Below are 23488 nucleotides of genomic sequence, written 5' to 3' on the forward strand. Positions count from 1 at the left end.
GTAGAGTCGAGCTTGCTCGACTGCTTTCCGCGCGGTGCCAACGAGGGTCGAGCAAGCTCGACGCTACGGATCGCCGGCCACCTGCACGCCCTCGCTGCGTTCGATCAGCCGCAGCGGCTGCCCCTGGTAGCGCACCTCCAGAGCATCGTGGGCATCGGCCACGGCGGCCACCAGCGGGCACAGCGCCTGGGCGCTGGCCTCGATGCGCTCGGCGCGGCCTTCCAGCTGCTGTTCCATCTGCGCGTCCAGGCGGTCGGCGCGCTCCTCCATCGCCTCGCTGCGGCCGGTGACCATCTGCCAGAGCATGCTGCGGGCGATGGACGCGGACAGCGATTCGGCCATGTCCTGCACCCTGGCCTCGAAGCCCGGCCCGAACACCGCCTGTTCCCAGTAGCCCTTGCCCAGCGTGCCGCCGATCCAGTCATCGGCCTGCCGGCGCAGGCGCCGCACCTTGCGGCTGTTGGCGGTGCCGGTGAGGCCCTCATAGACCCCGTCGAGCACATCGAAGCTCAGTCCGCTCACTTCATGGGCCAGCGCCGTGGCCGCCGGCATCAGCTGCCGCGCCCCGGCCTCCATCTGCCGCAGGCGGGCGGCGTCGGCCTCGCTGACCGGCACGACCGTGTCGTCCAGGCTCAGCACGCCATCGTGGAACACCACCTCGTGCGGCGCCTGTGGGCCATGCCGCAGCCAGATGCCACCGCTGTCCACCAGCACGTCGTAGTCGGTGCGCATGCCGCACTGGTCCGAGCGCAGCTGCGGGGCGTCGCCGGCCATCACCGGGGCGGTGGCCAGACAGCCCAGCAGGGCCAGGGCGGGCAGGGTCAGGCGCATGGTGGAATCCTTTCCGGTCAGTGCAGGGTCCCAGCATCCCGTGCACAGAAGGCGACGTCACCGGCCGGAAGTCATTGCCCGATAGCCATCCATCCGGCCATACAGGCTTTCCCACCGACTGCCCACCACCTATCCACAGGGTTGTCCCTAGCCAGCTTCATCACTGTCATGTGAAGCTGTCATTGTTCCGTTTCCGCAGCACGTTGTACCGCCCTTGTGACGCCTTTCGGTATTGACTGCGCAGCCGGTTCCAGCAGGTCTGAAGCGTCCAAACGCGCCGCCGATGGCATGATCCTTGCGCCGCAAGGGATTACCCGATTTCACTACATTTGGCGTTGACGGCCCCCTCTACCCCCACTATCTTGTGGCCGTCGGTCGCAGCGACCCCAAGTGCCGGGGTCCCCGGCAGTAGCGTTCCGCGACCGTCACCGGCAGTGGCAGGCGCAGGGTCTCAATCCCTGCGACGCCCTCCTGCCACTCTGGGGCGTCAGGTCCCAGGTCGCGTCACCCCGATGCATCGAGCACCCCCAATCACGCCAAGAGGACACACGCCGTGACCACCGAATCCAGCGCCACCATCGAAAAGGAAAGCGAATTCCTGTTGACGTCGCCGCCGACGTCCAACGCGATGAGCGTGACCAAGCGCAACGGCACGACCGAGCTGGTGGATCTGAACAAGATCGTGCGCGCGGTGCAGCGTTCCTCCGAAGGCCTGCACGCGGTCGATCCGATGCGCGTGGCCACCCGTACCATTTCCGGCCTGTACAACGGCGCCACCACCCGCGAACTGGACGAACTGTCCATCCGCACCGCCGCCCTGCTGATCGGTGAAGAGCCCGAGTACGGCCGCCTTGCCGCACGCCTGCTGGCCAACTACATCGCCAAGGAAGTGTCGGGCCAGGAAATCTACGCCTTCTCGCAGTCGGTCAGCCGTGGCCACGAAGTGGGCCTGATCAACGACCGCCTGCTGAACTTCGTGCAGACCAACGCGCGCAAGCTCAACGATGCCATCGACATCTCGCTGGACCTGAACTTCGATTACTTCGGCCTGCGTACCCTGTACGACCGCTACCTGCTGCGCCACCCGCACACCCGCAAGGTGATCGAGACCCCGCAGCAGTTCTTCCTGCGCATCGCCAGCGCGCTGAGCGAGGACGTGTCCGAGACCCTGGCGCTGTACAAGCGCATGGGCAACCTGGACTACCTGCCGTCCAGCCCGACCCTGTTCAATTCCGGCACCACCCACGAGCAGCTGTCCTCGTGCTTCCTGCTGGATTCGCCGCAGGATTCGCTGGAATCGATCTATTCCAAGTACGGCGACATCGCCCAGCTGTCCAAGTTCTCCGGCGGCATTGGCGTCAGCTACACCCGCGTGCGTTCGCGTGGTTCGCTCATCAAGTCCACCAACGGCCATTCCAACGGCATCGTGCCGTGGCTGAAGACCATGGATTCGTCCGTGGCCGCGGTGAACCAGGGCGGCAAGCGCAAGGGCGCGGCCTGCGTGTACCTGGAAACCTGGCACGCCGACATCGAGGACTTCCTGGAGCTGCGTGACAACACCGGTGACGAAGCCCGCCGTACCCACAACCTGAACCTGGCCAACTGGGTGCCGGACCTGTTCATGAAGCGCGTCGAGGCCGACCAGGAATGGTCGCTGTTCGATCCGCGCGTCGTGCCGGAGTTCACCGACCTGTTCGGCGAAGCCTTCGAACAGGCCTACGTGCAGGCCGAAGCGCAGGGCAAGGCCAACCGCACCATCTCGGCGCGCAAGCTGTACGCCCGCATGATGCGTACCCTGGCCGAGACCGGCAACGGCTGGATGACCTTCAAGGACAAGTGCAACCGCGCCAGCAACCAGACGCTGCGCCCGGGCAACGTGATCCACCTGTCCAACCTGTGCACGGAAATCCTGGAAGTCACGTCCAACGATGAAACCGCGGTGTGCAACCTGGGTTCGATCAACCTGGGCAACCACTTCGACGAGCACAACGAGTTCGATTTCGAGAAGCTGGCCGAGACCGTGCGCCTGGCCGTGCGCCAGCTCGACCGCGTGATCGACCTGAACTTCTACCCGATCGAAACCGCCCGCCGCGCCAACCTGCGCTGGCGTCCGGTCGGCCTGGGCTGCATGGGCCTGCAGGACGTGTTCTTCCGCAAGCGCCTGCCGTTCGACAGCGCCGAAGCCCGCGCCCTGTCGAAGAAGATCGCCGAAACGATCTACTTCCACGCCCTGGAAACCTCCTCGGAGCTGGCCCAGGAACGCGGCAAGCACCCGTCGTTCAACGACACCCGTGCGGCCAGCGGCGAACTGCAGTTCGACGCCTGGAACGTGGTGCCCGAAGACACCGCGCGCTGGGACGCCCTGCGCGAGCGCATCAAGGAACACGGCCTGCGCAACTCGCTGATGATCGCGATTGCCCCGACCGCCACCATTGCCTCGATCGCCGGTTGCTACGAGTGCGTGGAACCGCAGGTCTCCAACCTGTTCAAGCGCGAAACCCTGTCCGGTGACTTCCTGCAGGTCAACCGCTACCTGGTGAACGAGCTGAAGAAGCTGGGCCTGTGGACCGCCGACATGCGCGATGCCATCAAGCTGGCCGAAGGTTCCATCGCCGGCGTGGCGCAGATTCCCGAAGCCCTGCGCCAGGTCTACCGCACCGCATGGGAACTGCCGATGCGTTCGCTGATCGACATGGCCGCCGAGCGTGGCGCCTTCATCGACCAGTCGGCCTCGCTCAACCTGTTCATGGAAAGCCCGAACATCGGTGCGATGTCGTCCATGTACATGTACGCGTGGAAGCAGGGCGTCAAGACCACCTACTACCTGCGCTCGCGTCCGGCCACCAAGATCGCCAAGACCACGGTCAGCACCTACACCCCGACCGAAGCGGTGGCCTGCTCGCTGGAAAACCCGGAAGCCTGTGAGGCGTGCCAGTAACACGCCGCGCCGTAGGTGCCGACCGTTGGTCGGCACTCATGCTCGGCTGCACCACGGAAACACCAAGGTAGCGCCGGGCCATGCCCGGCGTTTTGACCCGAGAATTCAAGGAAACACCCATGGCCGACAAGCCCAAGCAGATGCTGCTCGATCCCGGTTTTGAACTGACCCTGCGCCCGATGCGCTACCCGCAGTTCTATGACATGTACCGGAACGCGATCAAGAACACCTGGACGGTGGAAGAGATCAACTTCCAGATCGACATCACCGACCTGCACAGCAAGATGTCGCCGGGTGAGCGCCACCTGATCCACCGCCTGGTGGCGTTCTTCGCCACCGGCGATTCGATCGTGTCCAACAACCTGGTACTGAACCTGTACCAGCACTTGAACGCGCCCGAAGCGCGCATGTACCTGTCGCGCCAGCTGTACGAAGAAGCGCTGCACGTGCAGTTCTACCTGACCCTGCTGGACAACTACCTGCCGGACCCGGAAGAGCGCGTCAAAGCCTTCGCCGCGGTGGAAAACATCGACTCGATCAAGAAGAAGGCCGACTTCTGCTTCAAGTGGATCGACTCGATCCAGGACCTCAAGCGCATCGAGACCCGTGCCGAGCGCCGCCAGTTCCTGCTGAACCAGATCTGCTTCGCCGCGTGCATCGAAGGCCTGTTCTTCTTCGCCGCCTTCGCCTACGTGTACTACTTCCGTTCGCGCGGCCTGCTGCCGGGCCTGGCCTCGGGCACCAACTGGGTGTTCCGCGACGAGAGCGCGCACATGGACTTCGCGTTCGAATCGGTGCGCGTGGTGCGTGAGGAAGAACCGGACCTGTTCGACGAGGAAATGAAGCAGCAGGTCTACGACATGCTGGCCGAAGCCATCGAATGCGAAGTGCAGTTCGCCGAGGACGTGCTGTCCGGCGGCGTGGCGGGCATTTCCACCCGCGACATGCGCCAGTACCTGCAGCATTGTGCCGACCAGCACTTCGCCAAGCTGGGCATGGAAAAGAAGTACAACGTGCGCAACCCGCTGCCGTTCATGGAACTGCAGGATGTGCAGGAACTGACCAACTTCTTCGAACGCCGCGTCTCGGCCTACCAGGTGGGCGTGCAGGGCGAAGTCGCCTTCGACATAAACTTCTGATCGAAGAAGTCATCCCGGTTGCAACGAAGAACCCCGGCCAGCGCCGGGGTTTTTTGTTACCGCCGCCCTTCCACCGCCATCCGCACCGCCAGCCCGGCCAGCACCGTGCCCATCAGCCAGCGCTGCGCGGCCTGCCAGCTCGGCCGTGCGGCCAGGAACGCGGCAATGCTGCCGGCCATCAGCACGATTACCGTGTTCACCGCCAAGCTGACCGAGATCTGGGTAAAGCCCAGCACCAGCGATTGTGCCAGCACGCTGCCGTGGCCGTCCGGGTGCAGGAACTGCGGCAGCAGGGACAGGTACATTACCGCGATCTTCGGGTTCAGCAGATTGGTCAGAAAGCCCATCGTGAACAGCCTGCGCGGGCTGTCGGCGGGCAGCGCGTGCACCGCGAACGGCGAGCGCCCGCCCGGCTTCACCGCCTGCCACGCCAGATACAGCAGGTAGAGTGCACCGCCCAGGCGCAGCGCGTCATACGCCAGCGGAATGGTCATCAGCAGCGCAGTGATGCCCAGCGCCGCGCATAGCATGTAGAAGACGAAGCCCGCCGCCACGCCGCCCAGCGACACCAGCCCGGCACGGCGGCCCTGGCAGATCGAGCGCGAGACCAGATAGACCATGTTCGGGCCTGGGGTGAGGACCATGCCCAGCGACAGCAGGGCGAACGCGAGCAGGTCGGAAGCGGCGGGCATGTGCGGTCCGTGCGGTGGGCGTGGCGCAGTGTAGCCCCGGCCGCTCGGGCCTGCCTTAAAATTGCCGCACCCCCACACCCTGGCCACCGCCATGACCCCCATCGTCGAAACCGTGCCGCCCATCGAAGTGCGCATGGCCGAAATCGTCTTCCCCAACCACACCAACCACATGGGCACCCTGTTCGGTGGCCAGGCGCTGGCCTGGATGGACAAGGCTGCCTTCCTGGCCGCCGCCCGCTATTCGCGCCGCACCGTGGTGACCGCGCGCAGCGACCAGGTCGATTTCAAGCTGCCCATCCGCATCGGCCAGATGGTGGAAACCATCGGTCGCATCGTGGAAGTGGGCCGCAGTTCGATGAAGGTGGAAGTGGAGCTGATTGCCGAAGACCTGCACAGCGGCGAGCGCAAGCTGTGCACCCGCGGCCACTTCGTGATGATCGCGCTGGGCGAAGACGGCCAGCCGACCGCCGTGCCGCGCCTGCCCGAGGCCGTCTGAACCGGCGCTTGCGGGGGCGCCGCCGCGCCCCCATCTGGTCGGCATGACCCCGCCGCTGACCGATTTCATCGACCGCGCCCAGCGCCTGTTCGTGCTCACCGGCGCCGGTTGCAGCACTGCCTCGGGCATTCCCGATTACCGGGATACCGACGGCCAGTGGAAGCGCACCCCGCCGGTGACCTACCAGGCCTTCATGGGCGAGGCGGCCACCCGCCAGCGCTACTGGGCGCGCAGCCTGCTGGGCTGGCCGCGCTTCGGCCTGGCCCTGCCCAACGGTACCCACCAGGCGCTGGCCGCGCTGGAAGCACGCGGCACCCTGCAGGTGCTGCTGACCCAGAACGTGGATGGCCTGCACCAGCGCGCCGGCAGCACGAACGTGATCGATCTGCACGGGCGGCTGGACCTGGTGCGCTGCATGGGCTGCGAACGCCGCAGCGGGCGCGAGGATTTCCAGCAGCGCCTGCTGGACGCCAACCCGGGCTGGGACGCGCTGGAGGCCGGCATCGCGCCCGATGGCGATGCGGATCTGGAGACCGATTTTTCCGCGTTCGTGGTGCCGGACTGCCCGTACTGCGGCGGCCTGCTGAAGCCAGATGTCGTCTTCTTCGGCGAAAACGTGCCGCGCGAACGGGTAGCGGCGGTGCATGAGCACCTGCAGCAGGCCGATGCGGTGCTGGTGGTGGGCTCCTCGCTGATGGTCTATTCCGGCTTCCGCTTCGTGCAGGCCGCGGCCAAGGCCGGCCTGCCGGTGGCCGCACTGAACCGCGGCCGCACCCGTGCCGACGACCTGCTGCAGTTCAAGGATGAACGCGACTGCGCCGAGGCCCTGGCCGGCTTCGTCAGCCGGTAGCGCCGGGCCATGCCCGGCGAGCGCGCAGCGCGGCCGCCGTTGCCCGCCGGGCATGGCCCGGCGCTACCGATCACGCCCCCTGCGAAACAGCGATCCATTCAGACGGTTGATCCGCAGGCCGTGCAGCGGTGCAATACGCACCCCCTCCGCATGTCGCTATCGCCTTGAGCCAGTTGTTCTCGCCGGTCACCCTCGGCCCGCTTACCCTGTCCAACCGCATCGTGATCGCGCCGATGTGCCAGTACTCCGCCGAAGACGGCCGCGCCAGCGACTGGCATGCCCAGCACCTGGGCAGCCTGGCGCAGTCCGGCGCCGGCCTGCTGATCCTGGAAGCGACCGCAGTGGAACCGCGCGGGCGCATCAGCTATGCCGACCTGGGGCTGTGGGACGACGGTACCGAAGCGGCGCTGGCGCAGGTGCTGGCCAGCGTGCGGCGCTGGTCGCCGATGCCGCTGGGCATCCAGCTCGGCCACGCCGGCCGCAAGGCCTCCACCGCACGCCCGTGGGACGGCGGCCGCCAGCTGCCGGCCGACGATGCCCGTGGCTGGCCCACCGTGGCGCCGTCGCCGCTGCCGTTCCATGCCAACGACCCGGCCCCGCAGGCGCTGGATGAAGCCGGCATTGCCGAGGTGGTGGCCGCCTTTGCCGCCAGCGCCGTGCGCGCCGAGCGCCTGGGCTTCGAGCTGATCGAAATCCACGCCGCCCACGGCTACCTGCTGCACCAGTTCCTGTCGCCGCTCAGCAACCGCCGCACCGACGGCTACGGCGGCTCGCTGCCGAACCGCCTGCGCCTGCTGGTGGAAGTGTTCGACGCGGTGCGTGAAGCGGTGTCGGACAAGGTGTCGGTGGGCGTGCGCATTTCCGCCAACGACTGGGTCGAAGGCGGCTGGGACGTGGTGCAGAGCGAAGCCCTGGCACAGGTGCTGGACGCGCGCGGCTGCAACTTCCTGCACGTGTCCAGCGGCGGCCTGGACGAGCGCCAGAAGATCAGCGTGGGCCCGGGCTACCAGGTGCCGTTCGCCGCGGCCATCAAGGCCAAGAAGCTGCGCATGCCGGTCATCGCGGTGGGCCTGATCACCGAGCCGGAACAGGCCGAATCGATCCTGCGCCACAACCAGGCCGATGCCATCGCCCTGGCCCGCGGCATCCTGTACGACCCGCGTTGGCCGTGGCATGCCGCTGCCGCGCTGGGCGACAGCGTGGTGCCGGCGCCGCAGTACCTGCGCTGCGAACCGCGCGAAGCGCGCAACGTGTTCCGCCCGCGCTGAGGCCGGTCACACCTGCCAGGCCGGCGGCAGGCCGGCCTGCAGGTGCTCGAACAGGGCGCGGATGCGCGCGGTGAAGTCGCGCCGGTCGCTTACACAGAAGAACACCTCCATCGGCTCCGGCTGCCACGCGCTGGCCGGGCCGAACACCGTCTGCAGCCGGCCATCGCGCAGGTACGGGTCGGCCACGAAGGCGGCCAGCCGGGTGATGCCGGCACCGGCGGCGGCCAGCTCGGCCAGCGCGTCGATGTCATCGCAGACCATGCTGGGCGGCAGAGCCGCGTCCACCCGCGTATCGCCACGCCGCAGGCCCCAGCGCAGCGGCCGGCCATCGGTGGGGAAGCGGTGCAGCAGGCCGCGATGCTGCTGCAGCTCGGCCGGTTCCTGCGGCATGCCGTGCGCGGCCAGGTAGGCCGGGGCGGCGCAGAACAGGAATGGAATGCGCGCCAGCGGCCGCGCCACCAGCCCATCTTCCAGCTGCGCGCCGATGCGCAGGCTGACATCCACCGTTTCCGGACCGTGCTGTACCGCGCGATCACTCAGGCGCAGTTCCAGCTGCAGTTGCGGATAGCGCTGCTGCAGCGACGGCAGCAGCGGCGCCAGCACATGGCGGCCGAAGGCGCGGCTGCTGGCAATGCGCAGCGGCCCACTGGGCACGATGTCGTCGGCGGTCACCAGCGCCTGCGCACGGGCCAGGTCGGCCTCGATGTGCTGCACCTGGGCCAGGTACAGCGCCCCGGCCTCGCTCAGGGCCAGTTGCCGCGTGCTGCGGTTGAGCAGGCGCACGCCCAGGTGGGTTTCCAGGCGCTGGATGTTCTGGCCCACGGCGGTGGCACTGATACCCAGGCTGCGCGCGGCCGCGGCAATGCTGCCGGTCTGCGCGGTGCGGGTGAAGCTGCGGATGAGCTGCAACAGGTTCATGACCGGCCAGCTTGCCACGGAAACCAGCAAGCATGGCTTGGGTCTGCGCCAAGCGCGGCGGGGCTGTGCACAGGCCGCCGCACCGCTAGCCTGCCGGCCCACTTCACCCGATGCGATGTGCGATGGCCCACCCCCGATCTTTCCGCTGGAAGCTGCACGCCCGCAGTACGCCGTTCGTGTTCGCCTTCTTCATGGCCAGCCTGATGGCGCTGCTGATGTGCCTGGTCATCACCGCGGCCAACGCCGGGCTGGGCAGCGGCTACCTGGCGCGGGTGCTGGCGGCCTACCAGATGGCCATGCCGGTGGCGTTCTGTGGTGTGCTGCTGGTGCGCCCGCTGGTGGTGCGCCTGGTGGCGTTGACGGTGCATCCGCATTGAAGATCGGTTGCATCTGACAGCATTGTGCACCGCCGCAGGGTGCTGCCCTAAACTTGGGCCATGCGACCCGATTCCATTCTTACCCTGTCCTGTCCCGACCGCACCGGCATCGTCTATCGCGTGTCGGGGCTGCTGTTCGACCACGGCTGCAACATCCTCGACGCCCAGCAGTTCGGCGATGAAGAGAGCGGCCGTTTCTTCCTGCGGGTGCACTTCGACCGTGACGCCGGCCTGCCGCTGGACACGGTGCATGGCGCCATGGCCGCGCTCGCCGCCGATTTCGGCATGGACTGGCAGCTGCACGACGGCCGCCGCCGCGCGCGCCTGCTGGTGCTGGTCAGCAAGCAGGGGCATTGCCTGAACGACCTGCTGTTCCGCGCACACAGTGGGCAGCTGAAGGTGGATATCGCCGCGGTGGCGTCCAACCACGCCGACTTCGCGCCGCTGGCCGCGTCCTACCAGGTGCCGTTCCACCACCTGCCGGTGAACGCGGAAACGCGCGCGGTGCAGGAACAGCAGATCATCGATCTGGTCGAGCGTGAGCGCATCGACCTGGTGGTGCTGGCGCGCTACATGCAGATTCTGTCGCCCACCCTGTGCCGCGCGCTGGCTGGCCGTGCGATCAACATCCACCACAGCTTCCTGCCCAGCTTCAAGGGCGCGCAGCCGTACCACCAGGCGCACGCGCGCGGGGTCAAGATCATCGGCGCCACCGCGCACTACGTGACCGAAGACCTGGACGAAGGCCCGATCATCGAACAGGACGTCGCCCGGGTAGACCACGCCATGACCCCGCGCGACCTGGTGCGGCTGGGCAGCGATACCGAATCGCAGGTGCTGGCGCGTGCCGTGCGCCGCCATGTCGAGCACCGCATCCTGTTGAACGGGCACCGCACGGTGGTGTTCCGCTGACAGCGGGTTGCGTGGCCGCCGGGCATGGCCCGGCGCTACCGACCGTCACCTTGGGTAGCGCCGGGCCATGCCCGGCGGGCGCACCTCAGATGACCGCAATCCCCGCCTTGCCCAAGGCCTCGCGCACCATCGCGTCGTTGGCATCGGTCACCGGCTTGGTCAGCTCCCACAGGAACTTCACCCGGAATCCGGCCTTGGCCGCGTCCTGCGCGCTCCACAGCACGCAGTAGTCGCGCGCCAGGCCGCACACGTGCACTTCGCGGATACGCCGCTCATGCAGCCAGCCGGCCAGGCCGGTGGCCGGGCGATCACCATCGGGCCCGTGGTTTTCGCGGAAGGCGCTGTACGAATCCACCTGCGGGCGGGTGCCCTTGCGCAGGATCAGGTCGGCCACGTTCCAGTCCACGCCCGGGTGCAGCGCGGCGCCGTCGCTGCCCTGCACGCAGTGGTCGGGCCACAGCGTCTGCGGCTGCGCGTGCAGCAGGATGGTCTCGAACGGGCGCGTGCCCGGGTGCTGGCTGGCAAACGAGGCATGTCCGGCCGGGTGCCAGTCCTGGGTGGCCACCACCGTGCGATAGCGGCGCTGGGCCAGCAGCTCGGCAATCGGTGCCACCAGCGCATCGCCGTCGGCGCAGGCCAGCGCACCACCGGGCATGAAGTCCGGCTGCAGGTCGATCACCAGCAGGGCGACATCGGCGGGCAGGACGGTCATGGCAGTTCCACTACAACAGAAGGGGGCGACCAGCGTGGCCGCCCCGTACGCGCGCGTCAATCGCCCTTGGGCGCTTCCGCATCCTGCCCGTAGTACAGCAGGCCGATCTTGATGCGCTCGCGGCCGGTTTCGCGGCGGTGGCGGTTGGCATCGCGCAGCGAGTACACGCAGCCGCAGTATTCCTGCTGGTAGAACTGCTCGCGCTTGCTGATTTCCACCATGCGGCTGGCGCCGCCGCCCTTGCGCCAGTTGTAGTCCCAGTATTGCAGGCCTTCGTAGCGCGACGCGGCGCGGATGCCGCAGTCATTGATCTGCGCCATGTTCTTCCAGCGCGAAATACCCAGCGACGAACTGATGGTGTCGTAGCCGTGCTCGTGCGCGTACAGCGCCGTGCGTTCGAAGCGCATGTCGAAGCACATGGTGCAGCGGATACCGCGCTCGGGCTCGTTTTCCATGCCACGCGCGCGGCTGAACCAGTTGTCGGTGTCGTAGTCGCAGTCGATGAACGGAATGCCGTGCTGCTCGGCGAAGCGGATGTTCTCCTGCTTGCGCAGCTCGTATTCCTTCACCGGGTGGATGTTGGGGTTGTAGAAGAAGATCGCGTAATCGATCCCGGAGGCGGTGATCGCCTCCATCACTTCACCCGAACACGGGGCACAGCAGGAATGCAGCAGCAGGCGCTTGCCGTCGGCGGGCAGGGTCAGGGTGGGGCGTTGAAGCTCGGTCATCGTCGGGTGCGTGGCAGCGTGGGGAACGGATCGGGCCGGACACCGTGAACAGGACGCACGCGGCCACCGCGCCCGCGCGCGCAGGACGACGATGGCCCCGGCACCCTCCCCGCGGAGAGTCCAGGTCGAATCAGGGGACGGTCGTGTCCCCCGGCCGGGGCCGGTATTCGGGCTGATGGACACGGGCCGCAGCCCACCTACTCCCTGCCGCTTCCCAGGCGTGCGCCCAGTGCTGTTGGCAGGCTTCGTTTCCATTCACCGCTGCGGGGCAGCTCCGGAATGGGCGCGCCAGGCGCCTTCACCGGATTCCCGTTTAAATCCCTCCCTGCGCGTGAGCGCCTGGAGGGATACCTTCGGCGCGCCCACGGTGGACGCGTCGGTCGCGCCGGTCAAGGGGGTTGGGGTCAGAGCCCGTTGCGCTGCAACGGGATCCGACCCCTTCATTCCACCAGGGTCAGATCCCGTTGCTACGGCACCGCGATGTAGCGCTGCCAAAGATGGTTCACCAACTGCATCTGCGGGTCGTACTGGCGCTTGGCTTCAACGAACCGCTGCCACTGCGGGTAGGCGCGGCGGAACTGTTCGCGGGTGGCATGCGGGCGATAGGGCAGGTAGTAGCTGCCGCCGCAGTCCAGCGCGGCATCGATCAGCGCCCGCGTCCAGCCGGTGGCCAGGGTGTCGCTCCAGGGGAAGCGTCGCTGCTTGTGGTACAGCACGAAGCAGAACACCTCCTGGCGCGCCCACGCCAGCAGCGAAGTGGTATCGGCCGGCGCGTGGCGGATCGACACGTTCAGTGCGTCCACGTGGTGGTGCTGCAGGATCGCCGCCATGCGCGTGGCGAACGCCTGGAACTGCCGCACCGGAATGAAGTACTCCTGCAGCAGGTAGGTGGACATGGCGCGCGTGCGCGGCTCCAGCGAGGCCACGTCCAGGCTCGCTTCCAGGTTGCGGTGGATCACCCGAGGCTGCTGCAGCTGCTTCTGCACCACCGAACTGTCGCGCAGCTGCGCGCCGCCTGGCAGTTCGGACACCGCCCAGATCATGTTCTGTTCGTAGGCATAGCGGTCGCCCACCGGCACCAGCCGGCGGGTGTCGGTCAACGCGGCGCTGCTGCGGCGCCAGGTCACCGTTACCGGGGCATCGAAACGCGGCGGCAGCAGATCGGCGTTGTGCATCAGCGCATCGCCGCGCGACTGCACGTGGTCGGCGAACCACTGCGGGTAGTCGGCCAGCGCGACGCGTTGCATGTGCCGCGCCATGCGTGTGTTGTCGGCCAGGTCCAGTTCCACCTCGCTCACCACGGCCAGCAGCCCGTAGCCGCCGATCACCGCCGCGAACAGCTCCGGGTGCTGGCTGCGCGATGTTTCGAGTACCTCGCCCGAACGCAGTACCACCTGCAATGCGCGGATCGTCGCGGCCAGGCTGCCGTTGCCGACGTAGCGGCCATGGCAGTTCACGCCGACCGAGCCGCCCACGGTGAAGCTGCTGAAACTCTGCATCACCTTCACCGACAGGTCGTGCGGGTCCAGCAGCGCCTGCAGTTCCCGCCAGCGCATGCCGGCTTGCACGCGCACTACTTTGCCCGGCACATCCAGCCGCAGCAGCCGGTTGTGGCCGGTCATGTCCAGCTGCAGGGCGCCATCGGCGCTGGTCTGCCCGCCCATGCTGAAGCGGCCACCGGCCACGCAGACCGGGCCACGGTGGCGCTGCAGGGCGTCTACCAGTAAGCGCTGTCCGTCGACGCGGGTAATGCCCGCCAAGGCGGTGGGCTCGAGCTGGCTGATGTCGTTGCCAGTGAGTGCCTGCCCGGGTGAACAGGCGGTGGCCGCCGCAGCGGCGCCGCAGCCGGCAATGAAGGCGCGTCGGGTGGTCATGGGCAGTCCCTGCAGTCCGCTTCCTGGCCGCAGTGTGCATGCGGCACGGCGCCCGGCCAAGGGGGAATCGCGCTGACTGCGTAGCGGTTCTCAGGCCCTGAGAAGCCCCTGCGCCATACTGGAACCCACGCGGTGGACGGCATGCACGGGGGCAGGGCAGTGGCGGACAAATATTGCGATCTGGTCATGAAAGGCGGCATCACCAGCGGCATCGTGTATCCCAACGCGGTGCTGGCGCTGGCCCAGCAGTACCGCTTCAAGAGCATCGGCGGCACCTCGGCCGGGGCGATTGCCGCGGCGGTGGCTGCAGCGGCCGCGTATGGCGACCGCCGCCAGCAGGCCGGCGAAACGCTGCCCGGTGAGGCGGGCTACGGTGGGCTGTCGGCGGTGTCAACGCAGTTGTCGCGGCGCGGCTTCATCTACGGGTTGTTCCAGCCCGCGCGCGGCGCGCGTTCGGCGTACCGGTTGCTGGTAGTGCTGACCGGCAAGGCGCGCTGGCCGCGCAAGCTGCTGTGCCTGGCCGTGGCCGTGTTCACCATCGCGCCGCTGGAAGTGCTGGTGTCGCTGGCCCTGCTGCTGGCGCTGGGCGGCTGGGGCGGCGGCTGGAGCGGTGTGGCGGCTACCCTGCTGCCGTCGCTGCTGTGCGCCTATGGCGCCGGTGTGGCCGGTGCAGCGCTGCGCGTGGCGCGGGTGGCGCGGCGCAACCTGCTGGGCCTGTGCAGTGGGCTGGGGCGCGATCCGCAGACCCCGGCGCTGACCGACTGGCTGCACGCGCGCCTGCAGCAGTTGGCGGGCAAGCCGCTGGACGCTCCGCTCACCTTCGCCGATCTGCACGATGCACCGCGTTATGCCGGCGAACCGCACAGCCCGCAGGCCATCAGCCTGCAGATGATCACCACCTGTGTGTCCCACAACGAACCGCGCACCCTGCCGTTGGGCGGGGCGCAGTTCTGGTTCCTGCGCGAGGAATTCGCCCAGTTGTTCCCGGCCAGCGTGGTGGATTGGCTGGTGCAGCAGGCCGGTGCGCCGCTGCAGGTGGACGGGCGCCAGTACTACCATCTGCCGCAGGGCGCGCAGTTGCCGGTGCTGGTGGCCACACGCATGAGCCTCAGCTTCCCGCTGCTGATCAGCGCCGTGCCGCTGCACGAACCGGCCCGCCGCGAGCGCCGCTGCGAACCGGCGGCAGCGCCGGCCACGCAGGAGCACAGCGTGGCCGACAGCATGGAAGGGCTGACCAGCGCCGGCCAGGCATGCGGCCCGGTGATCACCGCCTTCCGCGTGTGCTGGTTCTCCGATGGCGGCATCAGCAGCAACTTCCCCATCCACCTGTTCGACGCGGCAATGCCGCGCTGGCCCACGTTCGCCATCAACCTGGTGTACCCGCAGCACGCCGAAGAAGTGAGCCACGGCGGCAGTACGCGCGCGGCCCTGGAAAAGTCAGTGTTCCTGCCCACCGGCAACCGCCATGGCTGGCAGCGCCACTACCAGTCCATTGCCACGCCGCTGGCTGCCGGTGAACTGGGTCGCTTCCTGTTCGCCGTGGTGGCCACCATGCAGAACTGGCGCGACCTGCTGCAGGCGCGCGCGCCCGGCTACCGCGACCGCATCGTGCACGTCAGCCTGCAGGGCGACGAAGGCGGCATGAACCTGGACATGCCGCAGGACGTGCTGACCCGAATTGCCGACAAGGGCAGCCTGGCCGGCGCGCGCTTCTGTGCGTTCTCGTTCGAGAACCACTACTGGATCCGCTGGCGCAACCTGGCTTCGGCCTACCAGCGCTACACGCTCGAAGTGGCGCGCACCGACGACCCAGCGCAGCAGGTATTGGCCTACCGTGCCGCCTATTCCACCGTTGCCGTGGGTGAGCCGGTGCCGCCGTCGTACAAGCTGGGGTCGGAAGACAAGCGCCAGGCGTCGCAGCAGTTGTGGGGGCTGATGGTGGAACAGGGCCGCACCTGGGAAGACCTGGGCCCGGACCTGACCGAAGGCGCACCGCGTCCGCTGCCGCAGATGAAGGTGACACCGATCTACTGAGCGCGATCGATACAATCGTGCTTCATGCTGCAAGGAGCTGTGGATGTCTGCCCGCCAGGAACTGCTGGATCTGCTTGAACGCCTCGATGCCCGCGACCCGGAGCACCTGCCGGTGGTGCCACTGGCCGCGTACTTCGAAGGCAATGATTTCGAAGAATGCATCGCGCCCAACCAATGGGGTTTCGGCCGCCCGCCGATTGCCGAGCTGTACGCGCGCCTGGCCGTGATTGCCGAAAAGCCCGAAGTGGAAGGTGTGTACGTCGGCCTGCACCAGGACTGGGGCAGCGCATTGGAAGACGACAGCGAATGGCCTGCTGCCGAGAACGTGCATGTGCTGACCCGCGCCGACGTCGAGACCGTAGAAGGGTGGCTGCAGGGTCTGGAATGCGACGGCGTGGGCGAAGGCTGGCCCTACGGCCAGCACATCGACGCCCCCGTACCCTCGGAAGGCCACCGCGTGCTGACCGTGTATTGGGATTAGTAGATCCACGCCATGCGTGGATGCATTCCGCGCACGGCCAGAGCGTGCCCACCAAGGTGGGCACCTACCAGTAGATCCACGCCATGCGTGGATGCATTCCGCGCAGGCCCAGAGCGTGCCCACCCAGGTGGGCACCTACCCGTCGCTTCAGTCGAGCATGGCTCGACTCTACAGGGGCGCAGGGCGCAGCCCTGCAGAAGAACCTACCTCCCCGGCAACTGCACGAACGCGCGCTGCATGCAGTCCTCGCGCGGGCACACCCGGCAACCCGGCCCGATCGACACCGAATTGCCCGGGCTCTGCACATCCAGCCCCAGGGAATACACCAGTCGCTCGGCATGCTGCAGGTCGCAGCCCAGCGCCACCGCGAAGGTCTTGCGCGGCTGGCCATGCCCCACCGGCCCGCTGCTGACCTGCCGCGCCAACCAGAAATGGCGCCGCCCATCGGGCATGCGCGCGGTCTGCGTCAGGATGCGCCCGGGCTGGTTGAACGCCTCGTAGACGATCCACAAGGGGCACGAACCGCCTACCTGCGAGAAATGGAAATCGGTGGCCGAATGGCGCTTGGACACATTGCCGGCACGGTCCACGCGGATGAAGAAGAACGGCAGCCCGGGCGCACTGCGCCGCGCCAGCGTGCTCAGCCGGTGGCAGACCGCTTCGAACCCCACGCCGAACTGGTGTGCCAGCAGTTCAATGTCGTAACTGCTCGCCTCGGCCGCGCGCAGGAAGCGCATGTAGGGCATCACCAGCGCACCGGCAAAGTAGTTGGAAAGGCCGATCCGCGCCTGCGCGATACGCGCGTCATCGTGGAAGCCCGCGCGCGCCACCACCGCATCGATCTGCGGCAGGTAGCCGCGCAGGGCCAGCTCGGCCGCCATCTGGAACGCCTGCTGGCCCGGTTCCAGATAATCCGGCAACCACAGCGTGCGACTGCCAGCGTCGTACTGGCGCTTCTCGCGCCCGGCCTGCAGCGCGGCCACTTCCACCAGCACGCCGTGGCGGTCGGCCAGCAGCTGGCGCAGGCGCGGCGCCACGTGGCCCGGTGCCAGCCCCCATTCGGCGAACAGGCGTTCGGCTAGTTCATCCAGTTCGGGAATGTGGTTGTGCATGCGGTTGAAGAACTCGCGCACCTGGTCACCGGCCGGCAGGGTGCTGCCGGCGCCGGGCTCACCCAGCTGGAATTCCAGTGCCGCGGCATGCTCGCGCAGGGCCAGGTGGCGGCGGTGCAGGTCCAGCAGGGCGCGGCTGACCTGCGGCAGGTTGCCAGCCAGGGCCCGCAGTTCGGTGGCACTGACATCGGCCAGGCCCAGGTCGCGCAGGGTCTCGCCCAACGATTCCTGCAGTGCAGCGGGCTCATCGTCGTCGAACAGGGCGGAAACATCGCCCAACACCTCGCCCAGCTTCTGCTGTACCGCCGGTGTCAGCGGGCGCTTGTTGCGCTCGATCTGGTTCAGGTAGCTGGCCGACAGGCCCAAGGCGCGCGCCAGATCAACCTGGCTGTAGCCGCGCTGCTCGCGCAGCCGCAGCAGGCGCAGGCCCAACTGGCGCTGGGAAGGCTGGAAATTCACAGAATTAACAGGAATCGTCTGGCGTGTTGGCCAGATTAAGCGGATTCAGCCCGGAAATCGAGGTGGGTGCTGTGAATAATGCCAAGCATCTTTCGAGCCCGTGGGATTGTCGTCATGACTGTTGCAGCGCCCCGTATCCGCATGCTGATCGATGGCCAGTTCATCGAATCGGCCACCTCCCACTGGCAGGACGTGGTCAACCCGGCCACCCAGGACGTGCTGGCGCAGGTGCCGTTCGCCACCACCAGCGAAGTGGATGCCGCCGTCGCCGCCGCCAAGGAAGCCTTCAAGACCTGGCGCAAGACCCCGATCGGTACCCGCGCGCGCATCTTCCTGAAGTACCAGCAGCTGATCCGCGAAAACATGAGCGAGCTGGCCCACATCCTCACCGCCGAACAGGGCAAGACCCTGCCCGATGCGGAAGGCGATGTGTTCCGCGGCCTGGAAGTGGTCGAGCACGCCGCCGCCATCGGCAACCTGCAGCTGGGCGAGCTGGCCAACAACGTGGCCAATGGCGTGGATACCTACACGATCATGCAGCCGCTGGGCGTGTGCGCCGGCATCACCCCGTTCAACTTCCCGGCGATGATTCCGCTGTGGATGTTCCCGATGGCGATTGCAACGGGCAACACCTTCATCCTCAAGCCGTCCGAGCAGGACCCGATGGTGACCATGCGCCTGGTCGAACTGGCGCTGGAAGCCGGCATTCCCAAGGGCGTGCTGAACGTCGTCCACGGTGGCGAAGAGGTGGTCAACGCGATCTGCGACCACCCGGACATCAAGGCGGTGTCGTTCGTCGGTTCCACCCGTGTCGGCACCCACGTGTACAACCGTGCCTCGCTGGCCGGCAAGCGCGTGCAGTGCATGATGGGCGCCAAGAACCACGCCGTGGTGCTGCCGGACGCCAACAAGGAACAGACCCTCAACGCGATGGTCGGCGCCGCCTTCGGTGCGGCCGGCCAGCGCTGCATGGCCGCCTCCACCCTGGTGCTGGTGGGTGAGGCACGCGGTTGGGTGCAGGACCTGGTTGCCAAGGCGCAGACCCTGAAGGTCAGCGGCGGCACCGTGGCCGGCACCGATGTCGGCCCGGTCATTTCCTGCAGCGCCCGCGAGCGCGTGGAAGGCCTGATCGCCTCGGGCGTGGAGCAGGGGGCCAAGCTGGTGCTGGACGGCCGCAAGCCGCAGGTCGACGGTTTCGAGAAGGGCAACTTCGTCGGCCCGACCATCTTTGCCGGTGTCACCACCGACATGCGCATCTACCAGGAAGAAATCTTCGGGCCGGTGCTGGTGATCCTGGAAGCGGAAACGCTGGAAGACGCCATCGCGATGGTCAACGGCAATCCCAACGGCAACGGCACCGCACTGTTTACCCAGTCTGGCGCGGCCGCGCGCAAGTTCCAGGAAGACATCGACGTGGGCCAGGTCGGCATCAACGTGCCGATTCCGGTGCCGGTGCCGCTGTTCTCGTTCACCGGTTCGCGCGCGTCCAAGCTGGGCGACCTGGGCCCGTACGGCAAGCAGGTGGTGCTGTTCTACACCCAGACCAAGACCGTCACCGCACGCTGGTTCGATGACGAGACGCTGAGCCACGGCGTCAACACCACCATCAGCCTGAAGTAAGGGCGGGAGCAGCCATGAGCCACTCGATGACGACGGACCAGGAAGAAGCGCAGCAGGCGTACCGCGAAGCCGCGCGTGACTTCGCACAGGCCGAACTGGCGCCGCACGCCGCGCGATGGGATGCGGAGGGCATCTTTCCGCGCGAGGCGATCGCCAAGGCCGGTGAACTGGGCTTCTGCGGTCTGTACATGGACCCGGAAGTGGGCGGCAGCGGCCTGAGCCGTCTGGACGCCGCCGTCGTCATCGAGGAGCTCGCCAACGTCGATCCGTCGACCGCGGCGTACATCAGCATCCACAACATGGCCTCGTGGATGGTGTCCAAGTGGGGCCAGGACGCACTGCGCGACGCGTGGGGCAGCGATCTGTCGTCGGGCAGCAAGCTGGCCTCGTACTGCCTGACCGAGCCGGGCGCCGGCTCCGACGCCGCCTCGCTGAAGACCACCGCGGTGCGCGATGGCGACGTGTATGTGCTGAACGGTTCCAAGGCCTTCATATCCGGCGCCGGTGCTACCGAACTGCTGGTGGTGATGGCGCGTACCGGCGGTGCCGGTGCCGGCGGCGTCAGCGCCATCGCGGTGCCGGCCGACCTGCCGGGCATCAGCTATGGCCGCAAGGAAGAGAAGATGGGCTGGAACAGCCAGCCCACCCGTGGCATCACCTTCGAAAACGTGCGCGTGCCGGTCAGCCACCTTCTGGGAGAGGAAGGCGGCGGCTTCAAGCTGGCGATGAAGGGGCTGGACGGCGGCCGCATCAACATCGCCGCCTGTTCGCTGGGTGCCGCGCAGGGCGCGCTGGATGCCGCACGCCGCTACATGGGCGAGCGTCGCCAGTTCGGCAAGGCGCTGGCCGACTTCCAGGCCCTGCAGTTCAAGCTGGCCGACATGGCCATTGAACTGGTGGCCGCGCGGCAGATGGTGCATTCGGCCGCGCGCAAGCTCGACGCCGGCGCCAGCGACGCCAACGTGTGGTGTGCGATGGCCAAGCGCTTCGCCACCGATGCCGGTTTCAAGATCTGCAACGAAGCGCTGCAGATCCACGGCGGTTACGGCTACATCCGCGAATACCCGATCGAGCGCCTGCTGCGCGACAGCCGCGTGCACCAGATCCTGGAAGGCACCAACGAGATCATGCGGGTGATCGTGGCCCGCCACCTGCTCAACACCGAAGAGGAACTGCGATGAAGGATTGGCGTACCCAGGAACACGTGGGCCTGAAGGTCGAGGCCGATGGCCACACCGCGGTGGTCACCCTGCACAACCCGCCGGCGCACACCTGGACCGTGCACAGCCTGGCCGCATTGCGCGACCTGGTGGGCGCGCTCAACGCAGACCGCGACATCTACGCCCTGGTGATCACCGGTGACGGCGAGAAATTTTTCTCCGCCGGCGCCGACCTCAACCAGTTCGCATCGGGCGACAAGGCCGCTGCACGCGAAGCCGCGCGTCGTTTCGGTGAGGCCTTCGAAGCGCTGTCCGCATTCCGTGGCGTGTCGATCGCTGCCATCAACGGCTACGCCATGGGCGGCGGCCTGGAATGCGCGCTGGCCTGCGATCTGCGCATCATCGAAGACCACGCCCAGGTCGCACTGCCGGAGGCCACCGTCGGCCTGCTGCCGTGCGCTGGTGGCACCCAGAACCTGCCGCGCCTGGTTGGCGAGGGCTGGGCCAAGCGCATGATCCTGCTGGGTGAGCGCATCAATGCCGACACCGCACTGCGCATTGGCCTGGCCGAAGAAAAGGTCGGCAAGGGCGAATCCAAGGCATTGGCGCTGGAATGGGCGAAGAAGGCCGGCAAGCAGAGCCCGACCAGCATCGCCGCCTGCAAGACCCTGGTGCAGTCCACCCGCACCGGCACCCACGCCGCGGCACTGGTGGCCGAGCGCGAAGCCTTCGTCGATCTGTTCGACACGGCCGACCAGGTCGAGGGCGTGACCGCCTTCCTGGAAAAGCGCGCCGCGCAGTGGAAGAACGCATGAGCACCGACACCGTTGCCGACGAAGCACCGGTGCTGTTCGAAGCGCGCGTGGCCGGCAACGGCACGCGCATCGGCATCGCCACGCTGAACGCGCCGCGCACGCTCAACGGCTTCTCGCTGGCGATGGCGCACCTGCTGCTGAAGCAGCTCAACGCCTGGGCCGAGGATGACAGTATCGCGATGGTGGTGCTGCAGGGCGCTGGTGAAAAGGCATTCTGCGCCGGTGGTGACCTGCACAGCCTGCACAAGGCCATGGTTGCCTTCCGCGACGCCGGCCACCACGATATCCGCGACAACGCCTACGCCGCCGAATTCTTCGACGTTGAATACCGCGTCGATTACCTCATCCACACCTATCCCAAGCCGATCCTGTGCTGGGGCCATGGCATCGTGATGGGCGGGGGCATCGGCCTGATGTCCGGCGCCAGCCATCGTGTGGTCAGCGAGCGTTCCAAGCTGGCCTTCCCGGAAATCACCGTGGGCCTGTTCCCCGATGTGGGTGGCAGCTGGTTGCTGCCGCGCGTGCCGGGCAGGGCCGGCCTGTTCCTGGCCCTGACCGGTGCGCTGCTGAACCCCGGCGATGCCATCTATGCCGGCCTGGCAGATCTGCACGTGGCCGAGGAACGTCGCAGCGCGGTGTTCGATGCGCTGCTGCAGGTGGCATGGTCCGCCGATGCCGCGCACAACCACGAACGCCTGAGCCAGCTGCTGCAGTCGCATGCCAGCGATGCTGCCACCGGCCCGCTGCTGGCCAATGCCGCGACGGTCGATGCGCTGTGCGAAGGCGATGACCTGCCCGCGATCATCGATCGCATCAGCACGCTGCAGACCGACGATGCCTGGTTGCAGACCGCGCAGAAGACGCTGGCCGCCGGTGCACCGGGTTCGGCGCGGCTGGCCTTCGAACTGCAGCGGCGCAACGCCGGCCGGGACCTGGCCAGCGTCTACCGCCTGGAGTACATCACCGCACTGCACTGCGCGGCCCATGGCGATTTCGCCGAAGGCATCCGCGCGCTGCTGATCGACAAGGACCGCAACCCGCAGTGGAGCCCGGCCACCCTGGCCGAGGCCACCACCGCCTGGGCCGACACCTTCTTTGTATCCCCCTGGGCCGACGCCGCGCATCCGCTGGCCGACCTGGGTACCCCCATGGCTGAAAGGAGCCTTGCATGAGCCGCATTGCATTCATCGGGTTGGGCAACATGGGTGGCCCGATGGCCGCCAACCTGGTCAAGAACGGCCACAGCGTACGCGTGTTCGACCTGGTGCCGGCCGCCGTGCAGGCGGCGGTCGATGCCGGCGCCAGTGCTGCCGCGTCGGCGCGCGAGACCCTGGCCGATGCCGAGGTCGTGATCTCGATGCTGCCGGCCAGCCGCCACGTCGAAGGCGTGTACCTGGGTGACGATGGCCTCCTGGCCGCCATTCCGGCCGGCGCGCTGGTCATCGACTGCAGCACCATTGCCCCGGCCAGTGCGCGGAAGGTGTCCGAAGCGGCCGCCGCACGCGGCCTGCAGATGATCGATGCGCCGGTTTCCGGCGGTACCGCCGGTGCCCAGGCCGGCACCCTTACCTTCATCGTCGGTGGCGAAGAGGACGCGCTGGAGCGCGCCCGCCCGGTGCTGCAGGCAATGGGCAAGAACATCTTCCACGTGGGCGCCAGCGGTGCCGGCCAGGTCGCCAAGCTGTGCAACAACATGGCGCTGGGCGTGATCATGGCCGTCACCGGCGAAGCCATCGCGCTGGGCGTGGCGCACGGTCTGGACCCGAAGGTGCTGTCGCAGATGATGGCGGTCAGCACCGGCCGCAGCTGGGCCACCGAAGTGTGCAACCCGTGGCCGGGCGTGCTGGAAAACGCGCCGGCCTCGCGCGGCTACAGCGGCGGCTTCGGCAGCGATCTGATGCTGAAGGACATGGGGCTGGCCGTGGAAGCGGCGATGAGCGTTGGCGCCTCGATCCCGCTGGGCGAAGTGGCCCGCAACCTGTACTCGATGAACCACCAGGCCGGCCGCGGCAAGCTGGATTTCTCCAGCGTGGTGCAGCTCATTACCAGCGACAAATAAGCGAATGCGTCCC

The 23488-nt window shown here is 67.6% G+C and carries 21 protein-coding genes and 1 riboswitch; of the genes, 14 read left to right on the forward strand and 7 right to left on the reverse strand.

Annotation, left to right across the window (positions count from 1 at the left end; translation table 11 throughout):
- Window positions 1-63: 63 nt before the first annotated feature.
- Entirely contained in the window at window positions 64-831 is a 768-nt protein-coding gene (locus C1930_RS01240; protein ID WP_108755112.1) for a DUF2884 family protein, read from the reverse strand.
- 553 nt (window positions 832-1384) lie between these two features.
- On the opposite strand from C1930_RS01240, the gene C1930_RS01245 reads away from it, so the two are divergent.
- Together C1930_RS01245 and C1930_RS01250 are read left to right on the forward strand one after the other, a co-directional pair.
- On the forward strand, window positions 1385-3769 hold the full coding sequence (locus C1930_RS01245; RefSeq protein ID WP_108751839.1) for a ribonucleoside-diphosphate reductase subunit alpha: 2385 nt from the start codon (window positions 1385-1387) through the stop codon (window positions 3767-3769).
- A 119-nt stretch (window positions 3770-3888) separates the two neighbouring features.
- Window positions 3889-4908: a ribonucleotide-diphosphate reductase subunit beta gene (locus C1930_RS01250; protein WP_108770900.1), complete on the forward strand. Its 1020-nt coding sequence runs from the start codon at window positions 3889-3891 to the stop codon at window positions 4906-4908.
- 56 nt (window positions 4909-4964) lie between these two features.
- On the opposite strand, the gene C1930_RS01255 is transcribed toward C1930_RS01250, so the two are convergent.
- A complete protein-coding gene (locus C1930_RS01255) occupies window positions 4965-5600 on the reverse strand; it encodes a LysE family translocator (RefSeq protein ID WP_108770901.1) in 636 nt (211 codons plus the stop codon).
- A 91-nt stretch (window positions 5601-5691) separates the two neighbouring features.
- Between C1930_RS01255 and C1930_RS01260 the strand changes: the two genes are divergently transcribed.
- The 3 genes from C1930_RS01260 (at window position 5692) to C1930_RS01270 (ending at window position 8214) form a co-directional block, all read left to right on the forward strand.
- Window positions 5692-6096, forward strand: coding sequence for an acyl-CoA thioesterase (locus C1930_RS01260; RefSeq protein WP_049433141.1), 405 nt, complete (start codon window positions 5692-5694; stop codon window positions 6094-6096).
- Window positions 6097-6139: 43 nt separating this feature from the next.
- Entirely contained in the window at window positions 6140-6946 is an 807-nt protein-coding gene (locus tag C1930_RS01265; RefSeq protein ID WP_108755114.1) for an NAD-dependent protein deacetylase, read from the forward strand.
- A gap of 164 nt (window positions 6947-7110) precedes the next feature.
- A complete protein-coding gene (locus C1930_RS01270; protein WP_108770902.1) occupies window positions 7111-8214 on the forward strand; it encodes an NADH:flavin oxidoreductase/NADH oxidase in 1104 nt (367 codons plus the stop codon).
- Window positions 8215-8220: 6 nt separating this feature from the next.
- On the opposite strand, the gene C1930_RS01275 is transcribed toward C1930_RS01270, so the two are convergent.
- Window positions 8221-9132, reverse strand: coding sequence for a LysR family transcriptional regulator (locus C1930_RS01275; RefSeq protein WP_108755116.1), 912 nt, complete (start codon window positions 9130-9132; stop codon window positions 8221-8223).
- Window positions 9133-9254: 122 nt separating this feature from the next.
- Between C1930_RS01275 and C1930_RS01280 the strand changes: the two genes are divergently transcribed.
- Window positions 9255-9509 carry a DUF2798 domain-containing protein gene (locus tag C1930_RS01280; protein ID WP_199912211.1) on the forward strand — a complete coding sequence of 85 codons (255 nt, stop codon included), beginning with the start codon at window positions 9255-9257 and terminating at the stop codon, window positions 9507-9509.
- A 60-nt stretch (window positions 9510-9569) separates the two neighbouring features.
- Window positions 9570-10421, forward strand: coding sequence for a formyltetrahydrofolate deformylase (gene purU, locus C1930_RS01285; RefSeq protein ID WP_108748124.1), 852 nt, complete (start codon window positions 9570-9572; stop codon window positions 10419-10421).
- An 85-nt stretch (window positions 10422-10506) separates the two neighbouring features.
- Here purU and pncA read toward each other — a convergent pair whose 3' ends face one another.
- The 3 genes from pncA to C1930_RS01300 form a co-directional block, all read right to left on the reverse strand.
- Entirely contained in the window at window positions 10507-11133 is a 627-nt protein-coding gene (gene pncA / locus C1930_RS01290) for a bifunctional nicotinamidase/pyrazinamidase (protein WP_108770903.1), read from the reverse strand.
- 56 nt (window positions 11134-11189) lie between these two features.
- Complete coding sequence (locus tag C1930_RS01295; protein WP_108751847.1) at window positions 11190-11861, reverse strand: epoxyqueuosine reductase QueH; 672 nt, start codon at window positions 11859-11861, stop codon at window positions 11190-11192.
- Between the two features lie 140 nt (window positions 11862-12001).
- Window positions 12002-12219, reverse strand: a riboswitch (cobalamin riboswitch).
- A gap of 109 nt (window positions 12220-12328) precedes the next feature.
- Window positions 12329-13735 (reverse strand): FAD-binding oxidoreductase, encoded by a 1407-nt coding sequence (locus C1930_RS01300; protein ID WP_108770904.1) that lies wholly within the window; start codon window positions 13733-13735, stop codon window positions 12329-12331.
- A gap of 141 nt (window positions 13736-13876) precedes the next feature.
- Here C1930_RS01300 and C1930_RS01305 point away from each other — a divergent pair, with 141 nt between their 5' ends.
- Together C1930_RS01305 and C1930_RS01310 are read left to right on the forward strand one after the other, a co-directional pair.
- A complete protein-coding gene (locus tag C1930_RS01305; RefSeq protein WP_108755119.1) occupies window positions 13877-15769 on the forward strand; it encodes a patatin-like phospholipase family protein in 1893 nt (630 codons plus the stop codon).
- 43 nt (window positions 15770-15812) lie between these two features.
- The gene (locus tag C1930_RS01310) at window positions 15813-16250 is read left to right on the forward strand and encodes a hypothetical protein (protein ID WP_108751849.1); all 438 of its coding nucleotides are present in this window, start codon (window positions 15813-15815) and stop codon (window positions 16248-16250) included.
- A gap of 203 nt (window positions 16251-16453) precedes the next feature.
- On the opposite strand, the gene C1930_RS01315 is transcribed toward C1930_RS01310, so the two are convergent.
- Entirely contained in the window at window positions 16454-17821 is a 1368-nt protein-coding gene (locus tag C1930_RS01315; RefSeq protein ID WP_108755121.1) for a short-chain fatty acyl-CoA regulator family protein, read from the reverse strand.
- A 114-nt stretch (window positions 17822-17935) separates the two neighbouring features.
- Between C1930_RS01315 and C1930_RS01320 the strand changes: the two genes are divergently transcribed.
- From C1930_RS01320 to mmsB, 5 genes are read left to right on the forward strand one after another with little or no spacing between them, the layout of a single operon-like run.
- Complete coding sequence (locus C1930_RS01320; protein WP_108751851.1) at window positions 17936-19441, forward strand: CoA-acylating methylmalonate-semialdehyde dehydrogenase; 1506 nt, start codon at window positions 17936-17938, stop codon at window positions 19439-19441.
- Between the two features lie 14 nt (window positions 19442-19455).
- Window positions 19456-20622 (forward strand): acyl-CoA dehydrogenase family protein, encoded by a 1167-nt coding sequence (locus C1930_RS01325; RefSeq protein ID WP_108770905.1) that lies wholly within the window; start codon window positions 19456-19458, stop codon window positions 20620-20622.
- Window positions 20619-21416: an enoyl-CoA hydratase gene (locus tag C1930_RS01330; RefSeq protein ID WP_108755123.1), complete on the forward strand. Its 798-nt coding sequence runs from the start codon at window positions 20619-20621 to the stop codon at window positions 21414-21416. Before C1930_RS01325 ends, C1930_RS01330 begins: the two co-directional genes overlap by 4 nt.
- Entirely contained in the window at window positions 21413-22588 is a 1176-nt protein-coding gene (locus C1930_RS01335) for an enoyl-CoA hydratase/isomerase family protein (protein WP_108770906.1), read from the forward strand. Before C1930_RS01330 ends, C1930_RS01335 begins: the two co-directional genes overlap by 4 nt.
- Entirely contained in the window at window positions 22585-23475 is an 891-nt protein-coding gene (gene mmsB / locus C1930_RS01340) for a 3-hydroxyisobutyrate dehydrogenase (protein WP_108755125.1), read from the forward strand. The genes C1930_RS01335 and mmsB overlap by 4 nt, the downstream gene beginning before the upstream one ends.
- Window positions 23476-23488: the final 13 nt, after the last annotated feature.

The sequence above is a fragment of the Stenotrophomonas sp. SAU14A_NAIMI4_8 genome (assembly GCF_003086695.1).
In the GTDB taxonomy this organism is placed as follows: domain Bacteria; phylum Pseudomonadota; class Gammaproteobacteria; order Xanthomonadales; family Xanthomonadaceae; genus Stenotrophomonas.

Coding starts and splice junctions, on each gene's coding strand:
- C1930_RS01250 (WP_108770900.1), top strand. CDS start 3,889: ATGGCCGACAAGCCCAAGCAGATGCTGCTCGATCCCGGTTTTGAACTG.
- C1930_RS01310 (WP_108751849.1), top strand. CDS start 15,813: ATGTCTGCCCGCCAGGAACTGCTGGATCTGCTTGAACGCCTCGATGCC.
- C1930_RS01275 (WP_108755116.1), bottom strand. CDS start 9,132: ATGAACCTGTTGCAGCTCATCCGCAGCTTCACCCGCACCGCGCAGACC.
- C1930_RS01325 (WP_108770905.1), top strand. CDS start 19,456: ATGAGCCACTCGATGACGACGGACCAGGAAGAAGCGCAGCAGGCGTAC.
- purU (WP_108748124.1), top strand. CDS start 9,570: ATGCGACCCGATTCCATTCTTACCCTGTCCTGTCCCGACCGCACCGGC.
- C1930_RS01240 (WP_108755112.1), bottom strand. CDS start 831: ATGCGCCTGACCCTGCCCGCCCTGGCCCTGCTGGGCTGTCTGGCCACC.
- C1930_RS01300 (WP_108770904.1), bottom strand. CDS start 13,735: ATGACCACCCGACGCGCCTTCATTGCCGGCTGCGGCGCCGCTGCGGCG.
- mmsB (WP_108755125.1), top strand. CDS start 22,585: ATGAGCCGCATTGCATTCATCGGGTTGGGCAACATGGGTGGCCCGATG.
- C1930_RS01265 (WP_108755114.1), top strand. CDS start 6,140: ATGACCCCGCCGCTGACCGATTTCATCGACCGCGCCCAGCGCCTGTTC.
- C1930_RS01335 (WP_108770906.1), top strand. CDS start 21,413: ATGAGCACCGACACCGTTGCCGACGAAGCACCGGTGCTGTTCGAAGCG.
- C1930_RS01320 (WP_108751851.1), top strand. CDS start 17,936: ATGACTGTTGCAGCGCCCCGTATCCGCATGCTGATCGATGGCCAGTTC.
- C1930_RS01255 (WP_108770901.1), bottom strand. CDS start 5,600: ATGCCCGCCGCTTCCGACCTGCTCGCGTTCGCCCTGCTGTCGCTGGGC.
- C1930_RS01280 (WP_199912211.1), top strand. CDS start 9,255: ATGGCCCACCCCCGATCTTTCCGCTGGAAGCTGCACGCCCGCAGTACG.
- C1930_RS01305 (WP_108755119.1), top strand. CDS start 13,877: ATGCACGGGGGCAGGGCAGTGGCGGACAAATATTGCGATCTGGTCATG.
- pncA (WP_108770903.1), bottom strand. CDS start 11,133: ATGACCGTCCTGCCCGCCGATGTCGCCCTGCTGGTGATCGACCTGCAG.
- C1930_RS01295 (WP_108751847.1), bottom strand. CDS start 11,861: ATGACCGAGCTTCAACGCCCCACCCTGACCCTGCCCGCCGACGGCAAG.
- C1930_RS01330 (WP_108755123.1), top strand. CDS start 20,619: ATGAAGGATTGGCGTACCCAGGAACACGTGGGCCTGAAGGTCGAGGCC.
- C1930_RS01260 (WP_049433141.1), top strand. CDS start 5,692: ATGACCCCCATCGTCGAAACCGTGCCGCCCATCGAAGTGCGCATGGCC.